The organism is Pseudomonas sp. MM211, from assembly GCF_020386635.1.
GTDB lineage: Bacteria > Pseudomonadota > Gammaproteobacteria > Pseudomonadales > Pseudomonadaceae > Aquipseudomonas.
On the sequence record NZ_CP081942.1, the window covers coordinates 1,725,809 to 1,738,669 of the forward strand.

The window sequence follows — 12,861 nt, forward strand, 5'->3', positions numbered from 1 at the left end:
GGTCTGTGCCGCTTAGCGACGATTATTATGCCGGCCTTTCACGCTCTGCGGGCTGTTAAATCAAGGCGAAACCATGCTGGTGCTGGGATTGGAAACTTCATGCGACGAGACCGGTGTCGCGCTCTACGACAGCGAGCGCGGCCTGCTTGCAGACGCGCTGTTCAGTCAGATCGACCTGCACCGCGCCTATGGCGGCGTGGTGCCGGAGTTGGCTTCGCGCGACCACGTCAAACGCATGCTGCCGCTGATCCGCCAGGTGCTGGAGGAGGCCGGCTGCGTGGCGACCGATATCGACGCCATTGCCTACACCGCCGGCCCCGGCTTGGTAGGGGCACTGCTGGTCGGGGCCTCCTGCGCCCAGGCGTTGGCGTTTGCCTGGGATGTACCGGCCATTGGCGTACACCACATGGAAGGCCATCTGCTGGCTCCCATGCTCGAGCCTAACCCGCCGGCTTTTCCGTTCGTCGCTTTGTTGGTGTCGGGTGGGCATACCCAGCTGGTTCGGGTCGACGGAATCGGTGAATACCAGTTGCTCGGCGAGTCGCTGGACGATGCTGCCGGCGAAGCGTTCGACAAGACCGCCAAGCTGATGGGGCTGCGTTACCCCGGTGGTCCGGAAATCGCCCGGCTTGCCGAGCGCGGCACGCCAGGGCGCTTCGTGTTCCCGAAGCCGATGACCGATCGCCCTGGCCTGGATTTCAGCTTCAGTGGCCTGAAGACCTTCACCCTCAATACCTGGCAGCAATGCTGCGCCAATGGCGACGACAGCGAGCAGACTCGCTGTGACGTGGCCCTGGCGTTCCAGCAGGCGGTGGTCGAGACGCTGACCATCAAATGTCGGCGGGCGCTCAAGCAGACGGGCCTCAATAGCCTGGTGATCGCCGGCGGCGTAAGCGCCAATCAGGCACTGCGCCTGTCGCTGGAAGACATGCTTGCAGCGCTGAAGGGCAAGGTCTTTTACGCCCGTCCGGCATTCTGTACCGACAATGGCGCGATGATCGCCTACGCCGGGTGCCAGCGTCTGCTGGCCGGGCAGCATCAGGATCTGGCGATCAGCGTGCAGGCGCGCTGGCCGATGGAGCAGTTACCGGCGTTGTGACGCCGTCTGGTGGCATGAAGCTCGCTCATGGCGAGGATCTAGAAATGCCGCTCACGGCCAGCCCATAGATCGCGTAGATTGCTGCGGTGGCGCCAGACGATCAGCCCGCTCAGTACGCACATCGGCAGCAGCGCGGCTGGCTGTTGCCAGGCGAGCAGGGGCAATGTCAGCGGTGCAGCGGTCAGTGCGGCGAGGGAGCTGGTGCGGGTCAGCGTGAAGGTCAGCAGCCAGGTGCACAGCGCCAGCAGCGCCGCGGGTGGATACAGGCCCAGCAGCATGCCGGCTGCGGTAGCGACGCCTTTGCCTCCGCGAAAGCGAAAGTAGACCGGGTAAAGGTGCCCGACCACGGCCGCCAGCCCCAGCCAAGCCTGCTGTTGCAGCTCGAATCCAAGGTGGGCGGCAAGCATGACCGGCAGCAAACCTTTGAACAGATCGCCAATCAGCGTGAGAATGGCCAGGCGTTTGCCGGCCACCCGTAGCATATTGGTGGCGCCGGGATTGCCCGAACCGCTGGCGCGCGGGTCTGCCAGGCCGGTCATGCGGCTGAGCAGGATAGCGAAGGACAGCGAGCCGAGCAGGTAGGCGAGGATCGCCAGCAACCAAAACATGGTATCCATTCCGCGCCGGGGGATGCCCGATTCTAACGAGGTACGGCGAGCTTGTCGTGCCGTGGAGAGCATGCTTGGACACAGTGTTTATCGCGGGTCTGGAAGTCGACACCGTTATCGGTGCCTACGACTGGGAGCGCACCATTCGCCAATGCCTGCAGCTGGATCTGTGGCTGGGCTGGGATAACCGTCCGGCGGCCGAAGATGATGATTTGAGCAAGGCGCTGGATTACGCCTCGGTGTCCACGCGCATCCAGGCCTTCGCCAGCGAGTCGCAGTTCATCCTCGTGGAAACCTTCGCCGAGCGCCTGGCCGCACTGCTGATGAGCGAGTTCGGCATTCCCTGGGTTCGCCTGCGTCTGACCAAGCCGGGCGCTGTGCCTGCTGCCCGTGGTGGTGTTGGCGTGGAGATCGAGCGCGGATGTCGCTAACCCCGATACTGCTGGGCCTGGGCAGCAACATGGAGCGCGAAGTGCACCTGCGCGCTGGTCTCGATGCCCTGGCCGATATCATCACCGACATGCGCTGCTCGCCAGTCTTCGAAAGCCTGGCAGTTGGCATCAAGAGTGGCCCGTTCTTCAATCTGGTGATTGCTGGATATACCGAGTTACCGCTGCTTGAACTGGATCGCCGGCTGAAATTCATCGAAGCTGATAACGGTCGCTATGCGCCGGATCGAAAGGGCTTGCCGCTGGACATCGACGTGCTGATGTATGACACGTTGGTCGGCAGTTTCGATGGATTGGTGCTACCGCGTGCGGAGATTCTCAGGAATGCCTTCGTGCTCAGGCCGCTGGCTCTGCTGGTGCCCGATGTCGAGCATCCGGGTGTAGGTCGCAGCTTCGCCCAGTTGTGGCGCGAGGCGCGGATCGAGCAGCAACTGTGGCCGGTTTCCTTCCAGTGGCGCGGTGCCGAGCTGACGCCTGACGAGTTGCTGCCGTCGCCCTAGGGTCTGTTGCCGTTTCAACGCGGCCGTGCGTGAAACGGCAACAGACCCTAGGCTCCCTTGAATGCCTTCAGCGCGGCAAGGCGCTCGCGATTAAGCGCTTCGCCCAGTTCCGCGCCCTTGTAGCCGCGCTCCAGTAACGGTTGCACGACCACTTGGCGAACCGCCTGCATGGCGTCCAGCAGGTAGGCGGCCTGCGGATATTCACGCTGTTCCAACCCATGACGGCCGCGGGCATCCATCTCGCTGGCCGCGACAAAGGCCTCGAAGCGTTGCGGGCGGCGGAACACGTCAAAGCGCTGCATCAGCTCCAGTAGGGTCGAGGCGCGCAACTCCAGGGCACGGTGTGCGTGGGTATGAAACTCGCCGACCAGCTCGGCCAACTCCTGGCACTCCCGAGGCACCTTGCAGCGGCTGTTGATCGCCTTGATCAGCGGGATACCTCGGTGCTCATGAGCTATGTGTCGGGGCCAATCGGCAGGTTTGGTCAGCCCCTTGCCCACGTCATGCAGCAGGCAGGCCCAGCGCACCGGCAGAGGTTGCCCGTGCTCGGCGCACTGGCGCAGCACGGCCAGCACATGAATGCCAGTGTCGACCTCCGGGTGGTGTGCCGCTGGCTGCGGCACGCCAAAGAGGGCATCCACCTCTGGCAGCATGGCCGCCAAGGCGCCGCAATCGCGCAGCACTTGAATGAAAACATCAGGCCTCGGTTCCATCAGCGCGCGGGACATCTCCTTCCAGCTGCGCTCGGGCGTGAGAGCGTCCAGCTCACCGGATTCGGCAAGCTGGCGCATCAGCGTCAGGGTCTCGGCTGCCACGGTAAAGCCTAGCGGTGCATAGCGGGCAGCGAAGCGGGCCACGCGCAGAACGCGCAGCGGATCTTCGGCAAAAGCTGGAGATACATGGCGCAGCTGTTTGGCGGCGAGGTCGCGTTGCCCGCCGTACGGGTCAATAAGCTGGCCGTATTGGTCTTCGGCGATGGCGTTGATGGTCAGGTCGCGGCGGATCAGATCCTCTTCCAGCGTTACTTCCGGGCTGGCGTGGAAGGTGAAACCGCCGTAGCCGCGGCCACTCTTGCGTTCGGTGCGTGCCAGCGCATATTCCTCACCGGTTTGCGGGTGCAGAAACACCGGAAAATCTGCACCGACCGGGCGATAGCCCGCTTCCAGCATGGCCTCTGCAGTGCTGCCAACCACGACCCAGTCGATCTCGGTGACCGGCCGCCCGAGTAGGCGGTCGCGTACCGCGCCGCCGACTTTGTAGATATGCATAGGGATCTCCGTCATGGGCAGAGGATAACCGCTGCGTCGGAGCCTGTCGTCGCGTAGGCATCACCGGGCCCAGGTTGGGCCCGGTGTTCAGAGGGGAGGGATGTGCAGATCCAGACGTGGCAAGTCGCCGTCCGAGGCGGCGTTCTTCGGTGGTACGTGGTGAGTATTGACGATCTGTTCACCTTGCAGCGTTTGCAGGTGAATATCGAAACCCCACAAGCGGTGCAGGTGTTTGAGCACGTCTTCGGTGGAGTTGCCCAGTGGTTTACGATCGTGTTGGAAGTGGCGCAAGGTCAGTGAGCGATCGCCACGTCGGTCGATGTTCCATATCTGTACGTTGGGTTCGCGATTGCCCAGGTTGTACTGGGCAGCCAGGATTTCGCGAATGACCTGGTAGCCGGGTTCATCGTGGATGGCCGGTACGCTCAGTTCGTCTTTCTGGTCGTCGTCGAGAATGCTGAACAACTTGAGGTCGCGGATGACCTTGGGCGATAGGTACTGGAGGATGAAGCTCTCGTCCTTGAAGCTGGTCATGGCGAATTTCAGTGTGCTCAGCCAGTCGCTGCCGGCGATGTCGGGGAACCAGTGGCGATCCTCCTCGGTCGGCTCTTCGCAGATGCGGCGGATGTCGCGGTACATGGCAAACCCCAGGGCGTAGGGGTTGATGCCGCTGTAGTAAGGGCTGTCGAAAGACGGCTGAAGCACCACGCTGGTGTGTGATTGCAAAAACTCCATCATGAAGCCCTCGGTAACGAGGCCCTCGTCGTAGAGGTCGTTCATCAGGGTGTAGTGCCAGAACGTTGCCCAGCCTTCGTTCATCACCTGAGTCTGGCGCTGTGGATAGAAGTACTGGGCGATCTTGCGCACGATGCGGATCACTTCGCGCTGCCAGGGCTCGAGCAGCGGCGCATGTTTTTCCAGAAAATAGAGGATGTTTTCCTGCGGCTCTGCCGGAAAGCGCTTGTTGTCCTCATCGCCGGCCTTGCTGGCGCTCTTGGGGATGGTACGCCACAGGTCGTTGATCTGGCGCTGCAGGTGCTCTTCGCGATCTTTCTGACGACGGCGCTCTTCCTCGGCTGATATCGGGTAAGGGCGTTTGTAGCGATCCACGCCGTAATTCATCAGCGCATGGCAGGAGTCGATCAGATCCTCGACCGCATCGATGCCATGGCGCTCTTCGCACTGGGTGATGTACTGCTTGGCGAACACCAGGTAATCGATGATCGAACTGGCGTCCGTCCAGGTGCGGAACAGGTAATTACCCTTGAAGAAGCTGTTGTGTCCATAGCAGGCATGAGCGATCACCAGCGCCTGCATGGTGATGGTGTTTTCCTCCATCAGGTAGGCGATGCAAGGGTCGGAGTTGATCACGATTTCGTAGGCCAGGCCCATCTGCCCACGGCTGTAGGATTTCTCGGTGCTGAGAAACTGCTTGCCGTACGACCAGTGGTGATAGCCCAGCGGCATGCCCACGGAGGCATAGGCATCCATCATCTGCTCGGCGGTGATCACCTCAATCTGGTTCGGGTAGGTATCCAGTGCGTAGCGTTCGGCGAGCCGGCTGATTTCCCGGTCATAGTCGCGGATCAGCTCGAAGGTCCATTCCGACCCAGTGGACAGGGGCTGGCGTTTCCTGCTGCTGGCGTTGCTGCTCATGTCGAAAGCCTCCGCTGGAACAGTTCGCGGAATACCGGGTAGATGTCGCCCGCCGATACCAGTTGCTGCTGGGCGAAGGTCTCGTCGAAGGCTTCGGCGACCCGTTCGTATTCGAACCACAGGGCCTGGTGTTCGCGCGGGGTGATTTCCACGTAGGTGAAGTACTGCACGAAGGGCATGATCTGCTTGATCAGGATGTCGCGGCACACCGGTGAGTCGTCGTTCCAGTTGTCACCGTCGGAAGCCTGGGCGCCGTAGATGTTCCATTCGTTGACCGGATAACGCTCGGCCATGATCTCCTGCATCATTTTCAGGGCGCTGGACACGATGGTGCCGCCGGTTTCCCGCGAGTAGAAGAACTCTTCCTCGTCCACTTCCTTGGCGCTGGTGTGGTGGCGGATGAAGACCACGTCGATCTTGTCGTAATTGCGCTTGAGGAACAGGTAGAGAAGGATGAAGAAGCGCTTGGCGACATCTTTGGTCGCCTGGGTCATGGAGCCGGATACGTCCATCAGGCAGAACATCACCGCCTTGGAGCTGGGAGTGGGGTGTTTGACCAGCAAGTTGTACTTGAGGTCGAACGTGTCGAGAAACGGAACGCGGTGAATGCGCGCGCTAAGCCGCTCTATTTCGGCTTCGAGGAGCTGAATATCGCCGAAGTTGTCCGGTTCTTCTCTACGCAGGCGTTCCAGCTCGGCTTTGGTCTCCCGCAGCTTTGCCCGGCTGCTGCCGGATAGCGCGATGCGCCGCGCGTGAGCCGAACGCAAGGTGCGGATGATGTTGATCCGCGACGGGTTGCCCTCGCTGCTGATACCGGCGCGTACGGTCTTGAAGGTCTCGGCGCCGGTCAGATGGCGTTTTACCAAATTGGGCAGCTCCAGATCCTCGAACATGAAATCGAGAAATTCTTCCTGAGTGATCTGAAAGACGAATTCATCCATGCCATCGCCGGAATTGCTGGCCTTGCCAGCACCCTGGCCGCCACCACCGCCCTGCGGACGTGGGATGCGTTCGCCAGCGATGAAATCCTTGTTGCCGGGATGCACGACGGTCTGTTTGCCGCCCCGGCCATGGTGCAATACCGGTTCGTCGATATCGCGCCCTGGAATGCTGATCTGTTCGCCGTGTTCCATGTCGGTGATGGAGCGGCGGCTGACCGCCTCTTCCACGGCCTTCTTGATGTGATCACGGTAACGACGGATGAACCGCTGGCGGTTCACCGTGCTCTTGTTCTTGCCATTCAGGCGACGGTCGATCACGTAGCTCATACAAGCCCTCCGGGCGCTACAGGCTTCAAGCCACGGGCGGCTGAGCCGCCATGGCCTGAAGCCTGAGGCCGCTTACTGCGATTTACGTACGCGCAAATACCATTCGGACAGCAGGCGAACCTGCTTCTCGGTGTAGCCGCGCTCGACCATGCGGTTGACGAAGTCGTTGTGCTTCTGCTGATCCTCTTTGCTGGCTTTGGCGTTGAAACTGATGACGGGCAGCAGATCCTCAGTGTTGGAGAACATCTTCTTCTCGATGACCACGCGCAGCTTCTCGTAGCTCAGCCAGGTCGGATTCTTGCCGTTGTTGTTGGCGCGGGCGCGCAGCACGAAGTTGACAATTTCGTTGCGGAAGTCTTTCGGGTTGCTGATGCCGGCCGGTTTCTCGATCTTCTCCAGCTCCTCGTTGAGGGCTACGCGGTTGAGGATTTCACCGGTCTCCGGGTCGCGGTACTCCTGATCCTGGATCCAGAAATCGGCGTACAGCACGTAACGGTCGAAGATGTTCTGGCCATATTCGCTGTAGGACTCGAGATAAGCGGTCTGAATCTCCTTGCCGATGAATTCGATGTAGCGCGGTGCCAGGTACTCCTTGATGAAGCGCAGGTAACGCTCGCGCACTTCGCTGGGGAACTGTTCCTGCTCGATCTGCTGTTCCAGCACATAGAGCAGATGCACCGGGTTGGCGGCGATTTCATGGGGGTCGAAGTTGAACACCTTGGAGAGAATCTTGAAGGCGAAGCGGGTCGACAGACCATTCATGCCTTCGTCGACGCCAGCGGCATCGCGGTATTCCTGAATCGACTTGGCCTTGGGGTCGGTGTCCTTGAGGTTCTCGCCGTCGTAGACGCGCATCTTCGAGTAGATGTTGGAGTTGTCCGGCTCCTTGAGGCGCGACAGGGTAGAGAACTGGGCGAGCATCTTCAGGGTGTCCGGCGCGCAGTGGGCGTTGGCCAGCGAGCTGCTGATCAACAGCTTGTCGTAGATCTTGATCTCGTCGTTGACGCGCAGGCAGTAGGGCACCTTGACGATGTAGATACGGTCGATGAACGCTTCGTTGTTCTTGTTGTTGCGGAAGGTGTGCCATTCCGATTCATTGGAGTGGGCCAGCAGAATACCGTTGTAGGGGATCGCCCCCAGGCCTTCGGTGCTGTTGTAGTTGCCTTCCTGAGTGGCAGTGAGCAGTGGATGCAGCACCTTTATCGGTGCCTTGAACATCTCGACGAACTCCATCAGGCCCTGGTTGGCCCGGCACAGCGCGCCCGAGTAGCTGTAAGCGTCGGCATCGTTCTGCGGGTACTCTTCGAGCTTGCGGATATCCACTTTGCCGACCAACGCAGAGATATCCTGGTTGTTCTCGTCGCCGGGCTCGGTCTTGGCGATGGCGATCTGATTGAGGATCGAGGGGTAGAGCTTGACCACGCGGAACTGGCTGATATCGCCCCCGAACTCGGCCAGGCGCTTGCTGGCCCACGGCGACATGATGCTACCCAGATAGCGTCGTTCAATGCCGTAATCTTCTGCGAGGATGGCGGCGTCCTCATCTGCATTGAATAGCCCAAGAGGAGATTCGAATACCGGTGAGCCCTTGATGGCGTAAAAGGGCACCTTCTCCATCAGTTGTTTGAGCTTCTCGGCCAGGGACGATTTACCGCCACCGACGGGGCCTAGCAGATAAAGGATCTGTTTCTTTTCTTCCAGGCCTTGAGCTGCGTGGCGGAAGTAGGAAACGATCTGCTCAATGCACTCTTCCATGCCATGGAAGTCGGCGAAGGCGGGGTAGCGGCGGATCACCTTATTGGAAAATATGCGTGATAAACGCGAGTTGTGCGACGTATCGAGCAGCTCCGGCTCGCCGATTGCCATCAGCAGGCGTTCGGAAGCACTGGCGTAGGTGCTGCGATCCTGTTTGCACAGTTCGAGGTACTCTTGCAGCGAGTACTCCTCCTGGCGGGTCGCCTCGAATCGTTGCTGGAAGTGACTGAAAATGCTCATGACTTCACCTCGCTCGATGCTTGGAGCCGGCCGGGATCGGTCGAGCGGGTGCATGCAGACCCGGAGCTTGCGCTACCGAGATGAATCCCCCGAGCACCCCGCAGCTAGTCAGAACCTCGTGGTCGGCCTGTCCGTGGCGTGGCAGGTTCAAGGACAGCCGCCGAGCGAGTAATACCCGCGCGGCGTATCGGCTGCCTTCTCCCGCCATGACCATTCGTTGCATGGCCTGACTGTCTGCTGAAGGTGGTTACCGATGGCCCGTTCGGCCGATTGGCCGGCTACCTGAATTGGGATGGCCTGAGGTAAGGATAGTTCGGAATCGCCAAGGTCAAGGCGCAATCGCAGGCAGTCGTGCCGTTGCAGCACTCTGGGGAGAGCCGAGCCCAGTGCTGGCGCGGGCCTGGCGGCTAAAATTTTTTATGGACTGCCATCCTTGGCGGCCAACTTGCGGGTTGTCGCCAGCGAGGTTGCAAATGGCTCCCGGCGATTTTTCATTCCGGCTGGCTGGAGGCGGTTTCCTGTGGGTAAGTGTTGCGCCAGAGTTCGAAGCCGCCGTCGAGGCTGTAAACGTCGGAAAAACCCTGGCCAACCAGGTAGGCGGCTGCGTTCTGGCTGGAGTTGCCGTGGTAGCAGGCGACGATCACTGGCCCATCGAGATCGGCCTTGGCAATGAAATCAGCCAGGGAGTAGTTGTCCAGGTGCTGCGAGCCGCTGATATGCCCGGCAGCGAAACTTTGTGGGTCACGGACGTCGACTACCACAGCACCATTCTCACGCAGGGCCTGGGCCTGCTCCGGGGGGATGCGTTTGAACTCGCTCATGCTGTTTCCTCGCTACAGTCGCAGCGATGGTATTCGCCGCTGTCGATATTCATCAAAGTCAAACTACCCCCCCACACGCAGCCCGAGTCCAGGGCAAATACCCCAGGTTCATCGCAATGTCCCTCCAGGGAAGCCCAGTGGCCGAAGACGATCTTATGGCCACGGGTTTTGCGCTGCTTGTGGCTGAACCAGGGAAGGTAGCCGGCGGGAGCCGTACCAAGGCCTTCCTTGCTTTTCAGATCCAGGGTGCCGTCCGCCTTGCAGAAGCGCATACGGGTGAAGTAGTTGGTGATCACCCGCAGCCGCGTCACACCTTGCAGCTCCTTGTTCCAGCGCGCGGGTTCGTTGCCGTACATGCCGTCGAGGAACATTGGGTAGAGGGCGTCGTCACGCAGGGCGTTCTCGACTTCTTCAGCGCGCCTGAGCGCCTTGGCCATGTTCCATTGCGGGGGAATGCCTGCATGTACCAGCGCTATATCGCGCTGCTCATCGTAGTGCAGCAGCTTCTGTTTGCGCAGCCAGTCGAGTAAGTCGTCGCGATCGGCTGCCTCAAGGATTTCCCGCAACGTGTCGCCACGCTTGAGCCGTTCAATATTGCGTGAGGCGGCCAGCAGGTGCAGGTCGTGATTGCCCAGTACACAGACCAGTGAATCACGCATTCGGTACAGAAACCGTAAGGTTTCCAGCGATTCGGGCCCGCGATTGACCAAGTCGCCGACCAGCCACAGCCGATCCCGCTCAGGATCGAAGGCGACACGCTCCAGTAAGCATTGCAGCGGCTTCAGGCAACCTTGTAGATCACCAATGGCATAGGTTGCCATCAGTGCAGGGCACCCGGCACCGCGAGGCGGAAGGGGGCAATGAGGGCGTCGAAGCGCTGACCGTCATTGGCGATCATTTGGTAACTGCCCTGCATGGTGCCAACCTGGGTCGCCATCAATGTACCGCTGCTATAGCTGTGGCTGGTGCCAGGCTCGATCAGTGGCTGCTCGCCAACCACACCTGCGCCGCGTACCTCCTGAACCTGACCATTGCCATCGGTGATCAGCCAGTGGCGCGACAGCAGTTGCGCTGACAGTTCGCCGTTGTTGGCGATGGTCACGTCGTAAGCAAAGGCGAAGCGATTCTGCTGCGGCTGTGACTGCTCCGGCAGGTAACGGGTGATGATGCTGACGTCGATCTGGTAGCGAGAGTCGGACATGGGCACTCGGTAAGTCAGGTGAGCGAGGGAACGGGTTGTTCGGCTAACTGGTCGGCCAAACGCACGAATGCGGCCAGATCCAGCTGTTCCGGGCGCAAGCTGCCATCGACGCCTGCCGCTTCGATCTCGCTGGCTGGAAGCAGAGCCTTGAGGGTGTTGCGCAGGGTCTTGCGGCGCTGATTGAACGCTTCGCGCACCACACGCTCGAGCAGATGGTGATCTTTGGCAGGGTGCGGCAGCTGTTTGTGCGGCGTCAGGCGGACGATCGCTGAATCAACCTTGGGGGGCGGATTGAAGGCACCGGGGCCGACGTTGAACAGGTGCTCCACCTCGCAGTGGTACTGCACCATGATCGACAGCCGTCCCCAATCACCGCCGCCGGGGCCGGCAGCCAAGCGCTCGACCACTTCCTTCTGCAGCATGAAGTGCATGTCGCGGATCAGGTGGGCATTGGCCAGCAGGTGGAAAATCAGCGGTGTGGAGATGTTGTAGGGCAGGTTGCCGACGACGCGCAGGCTGTTGGGTTCGGCTTGCAGGCGAGCGAAATCGAACTTCAAGGCGTCGCCCTGATTCAGGCGGAAGCGTGGTTCTGCACCGAATTTCGCTTCCAGGATGGGAATCAGGTCGAGATCCAGTTCGATCACATCGAGTTGTGCACCGCTGTTCAGCAACCCTTCGGTGAGTGCGCCCTGGCCTGGGCCGATTTCCAGCAGGTGTTCGCTATCGCGCGCATGGATGGCCCGCAGGATGCGATGGATCACCCCGGCATCGTGAAGAAAGTTCTGGCCGAAACGTTTGCGCGCACGGTGTTGGTAGGGCTCGGACATCAAAAAGCAGCTCCAAGCTTCAAGCTGCAAGCATCAAGCAAGAGCATAAAGCGGTCAGGCGAAAACGCGCAGTCTAGCAGGGAACGACCGTCAAGCGCGTTGCTGCTCGCCGTTGAAGGGGGGCTGAAGGCTTCAGGTCTTGCGTGCACCGCTGCTTTGGGCCATTTCATAGGCGGTCTCCAGTGCGACCTGCAGGCTACCGCAATCGATGCGACCAGTACCTGCCAGATCCAGGGCGGTACCGTGATCGACTGAAGTACGGATAATCGGCAAACCGAGGGTTACGTTCACCGCCGCGCCGAATCCTTTGTATTTGAGCACCGGTAGCCCTTGGTCGTGATACATGGCCAACACCGCATCGCAGTGTTCGAGGTGTTTGGGTGTAAACAGTGTATCGGCGGGCAGAGGGCCGATAAGGTTCAAGCCTTCGGCACGCAGTTGCTGCAGTGTCGGTTCGATGATCTCCATCTCTTCGCGCCCTAAGTGGCCGCCTTCACCGGCGTGTGGATTAAGGCCGCAGACCAGGATGCGCGGTTCGGCAATGCCGAATTTGTCACGCAGGTCGGTGTGCAGGATGCGCGTCACACGCAGCAGGCGCTCATGGGTGATCGCGCTTGCGACATCTTTGAGCGGCAGATGTGTCGTCACCAGGGCAACGCGCAATCCCCGCGTCGCCAGCATCATCACCACCTGTTCAGTGTGAGTCAGTTCGGCGAGAAATTCGGTATGGCCTGAAAAGCTGATGCCGGCCTCGTTGATCACTCCTTTATGTACCGGGGCGGTGATCAATCCTGCGAAGTCGCCGTTCATGCAGCCCTGACCGGCGCGGGTCAGGGTTTGCAGTACGTAGGTGGCATTGGCCTTGTCCAGATGGCCGGTTTCTACCCGTTGGCCGAGTGGTGTATCCCACACATACAGGCTGCCAGCAGGAGCTGGTTGCTGCGGCCAGTTATCGGGGCTGGCTTCGATCAGGCTGATATCCAGCCCTAACTGCACCGCGCGCTCCTGCATAAGTGCCGTACTGGCGATGCAGATCAGTGCATGTGCCTGGCGCTCGCGAGCGAGCAACAGGCACAGATCCGGGCCGATGCCTGCCGGTTCTCCGGGGGTAAGGGCGAAGCGCAGGCTGTGGGGCATGATCAACTCTCGAAGGCAGGTCGCTAGCGATT

The 12,861-nt window shown here is 60.6% G+C and carries 13 protein-coding genes; 3 read left to right on the forward strand and 10 right to left on the reverse strand.

What is annotated here, in order from left to right; all coding sequences use genetic code 11:
- Positions 1 to 73 precede the first annotated feature (73 nt).
- Complete coding sequence (gene tsaD / locus K5Q02_RS07725) at positions 74 to 1,099, forward strand: tRNA (adenosine(37)-N6)-threonylcarbamoyltransferase complex transferase subunit TsaD (RefSeq protein ID WP_225838000.1); 1,026 nt, start codon at positions 74 to 76, stop codon at positions 1,097 to 1,099.
- 38 nt (positions 1,100 to 1,137) lie between these two features.
- On the opposite strand, the gene plsY is transcribed toward tsaD, so the two are convergent.
- Positions 1,138 to 1,707 (reverse strand): glycerol-3-phosphate 1-O-acyltransferase PlsY, encoded by a 570-nt coding sequence (gene plsY / locus K5Q02_RS07730; RefSeq protein WP_225838002.1) that lies wholly within the window; start codon positions 1,705 to 1,707, stop codon positions 1,138 to 1,140.
- A 74-nt stretch (positions 1,708 to 1,781) separates the two neighbouring features.
- On the opposite strand from plsY, the gene folB reads away from it, so the two are divergent.
- Together folB and folK are read left to right on the forward strand one after the other, a co-directional pair.
- Positions 1,782 to 2,138, forward strand: a complete 357-nt coding sequence (folB, locus tag K5Q02_RS07735; protein ID WP_225838005.1) for a dihydroneopterin aldolase — start codon at positions 1,782 to 1,784, stop codon at positions 2,136 to 2,138.
- Positions 2,129 to 2,656, forward strand: coding sequence for a 2-amino-4-hydroxy-6-hydroxymethyldihydropteridine diphosphokinase (gene folK / locus K5Q02_RS07740; protein ID WP_225838007.1), 528 nt, complete (start codon positions 2,129 to 2,131; stop codon positions 2,654 to 2,656). Before folB ends, folK begins: the two co-directional genes overlap by 10 nt.
- 47 nt (positions 2,657 to 2,703) lie before the next feature.
- On the opposite strand, the gene K5Q02_RS07745 is transcribed toward folK, so the two are convergent.
- The 9 genes from K5Q02_RS07745 to pdxA form a co-directional block, all read right to left on the reverse strand.
- Positions 2,704 to 3,924, reverse strand: coding sequence for a multifunctional CCA addition/repair protein (locus tag K5Q02_RS07745; protein WP_225838010.1), 1,221 nt, complete (start codon positions 3,922 to 3,924; stop codon positions 2,704 to 2,706).
- Between the two features lie 87 nt (positions 3,925 to 4,011).
- The gene (locus K5Q02_RS07750) at positions 4,012 to 5,580 is read right to left on the reverse strand and encodes a SpoVR family protein (RefSeq protein ID WP_225838012.1); all 1,569 of its coding nucleotides are present in this window, start codon (positions 5,578 to 5,580) and stop codon (positions 4,012 to 4,014) included.
- On the reverse strand, positions 5,577 to 6,848 hold the full coding sequence (locus tag K5Q02_RS07755) for a YeaH/YhbH family protein (protein WP_042556583.1): 1,272 nt from the start codon (positions 6,846 to 6,848) through the stop codon (positions 5,577 to 5,579). Before K5Q02_RS07755 ends, K5Q02_RS07750 begins: the two co-directional genes overlap by 4 nt.
- A 72-nt stretch (positions 6,849 to 6,920) precedes the next feature.
- Entirely contained in the window at positions 6,921 to 8,843 is a 1,923-nt protein-coding gene (locus K5Q02_RS07760; RefSeq protein WP_225838014.1) for a PrkA family serine protein kinase, read from the reverse strand.
- Positions 8,844 to 9,334: 491 nt separating this feature from the next.
- Complete coding sequence (gene glpE / locus K5Q02_RS07765; RefSeq protein ID WP_225838016.1) at positions 9,335 to 9,664, reverse strand: thiosulfate sulfurtransferase GlpE; 330 nt, start codon at positions 9,662 to 9,664, stop codon at positions 9,335 to 9,337.
- The gene (locus K5Q02_RS07770; RefSeq protein WP_225838018.1) at positions 9,661 to 10,485 is read right to left on the reverse strand and encodes a symmetrical bis(5'-nucleosyl)-tetraphosphatase; all 825 of its coding nucleotides are present in this window, start codon (positions 10,483 to 10,485) and stop codon (positions 9,661 to 9,663) included. The genes glpE and K5Q02_RS07770 overlap by 4 nt, the downstream gene beginning before the upstream one ends.
- Positions 10,485 to 10,865 (reverse strand): Co2+/Mg2+ efflux protein ApaG, encoded by a 381-nt coding sequence (gene apaG / locus K5Q02_RS07775; RefSeq protein WP_225838020.1) that lies wholly within the window; start codon positions 10,863 to 10,865, stop codon positions 10,485 to 10,487. The genes K5Q02_RS07770 and apaG overlap by 1 nt, the downstream gene beginning before the upstream one ends.
- A gap of 14 nt (positions 10,866 to 10,879) precedes the next feature.
- Complete coding sequence (rsmA, locus tag K5Q02_RS07780; protein ID WP_225838021.1) at positions 10,880 to 11,692, reverse strand: 16S rRNA (adenine(1518)-N(6)/adenine(1519)-N(6))-dimethyltransferase RsmA; 813 nt, start codon at positions 11,690 to 11,692, stop codon at positions 10,880 to 10,882.
- A gap of 132 nt (positions 11,693 to 11,824) precedes the next feature.
- Complete coding sequence (gene pdxA, locus K5Q02_RS07785) at positions 11,825 to 12,829, reverse strand: 4-hydroxythreonine-4-phosphate dehydrogenase PdxA (protein ID WP_225838022.1); 1,005 nt, start codon at positions 12,827 to 12,829, stop codon at positions 11,825 to 11,827.
- Positions 12,830 to 12,861 lie beyond the last annotated feature (32 nt).

What these genes read in the sequence shown, in the direction of transcription:
- rsmA (WP_225838021.1), bottom strand. Translation starts at nt 11,692, where the DNA reads ATGTCCGAGCCCTACCAACACCGTGCGCGCAAACGTTTCGGCCAGAAC.
- folK (WP_225838007.1), top strand. Translation starts at nt 2,129, where the DNA reads ATGTCGCTAACCCCGATACTGCTGGGCCTGGGCAGCAACATGGAGCGC.
- K5Q02_RS07760 (WP_225838014.1), bottom strand. Translation starts at nt 8,843, where the DNA reads ATGAGCATTTTCAGTCACTTCCAGCAACGATTCGAGGCGACCCGCCAG.
- glpE (WP_225838016.1), bottom strand. Translation starts at nt 9,664, where the DNA reads ATGAGCGAGTTCAAACGCATCCCCCCGGAGCAGGCCCAGGCCCTGCGT.
- K5Q02_RS07770 (WP_225838018.1), bottom strand. Translation starts at nt 10,485, where the DNA reads ATGGCAACCTATGCCATTGGTGATCTACAAGGTTGCCTGAAGCCGCTG.
- plsY (WP_225838002.1), bottom strand. Translation starts at nt 1,707, where the DNA reads ATGTTTTGGTTGCTGGCGATCCTCGCCTACCTGCTCGGCTCGCTGTCC.
- K5Q02_RS07745 (WP_225838010.1), bottom strand. Translation starts at nt 3,924, where the DNA reads ATGCATATCTACAAAGTCGGCGGCGCGGTACGCGACCGCCTACTCGGG.
- pdxA (WP_225838022.1), bottom strand. Translation starts at nt 12,829, where the DNA reads ATGCCCCACAGCCTGCGCTTCGCCCTTACCCCCGGAGAACCGGCAGGC.
- apaG (WP_225838020.1), bottom strand. Translation starts at nt 10,865, where the DNA reads ATGTCCGACTCTCGCTACCAGATCGACGTCAGCATCATCACCCGTTAC.
- K5Q02_RS07755 (WP_042556583.1), bottom strand. Translation starts at nt 6,848, where the DNA reads ATGAGCTACGTGATCGACCGTCGCCTGAATGGCAAGAACAAGAGCACG.
- K5Q02_RS07750 (WP_225838012.1), bottom strand. Translation starts at nt 5,580, where the DNA reads ATGAGCAGCAACGCCAGCAGCAGGAAACGCCAGCCCCTGTCCACTGGG.
- tsaD (WP_225838000.1), top strand. Translation starts at nt 74, where the DNA reads ATGCTGGTGCTGGGATTGGAAACTTCATGCGACGAGACCGGTGTCGCG.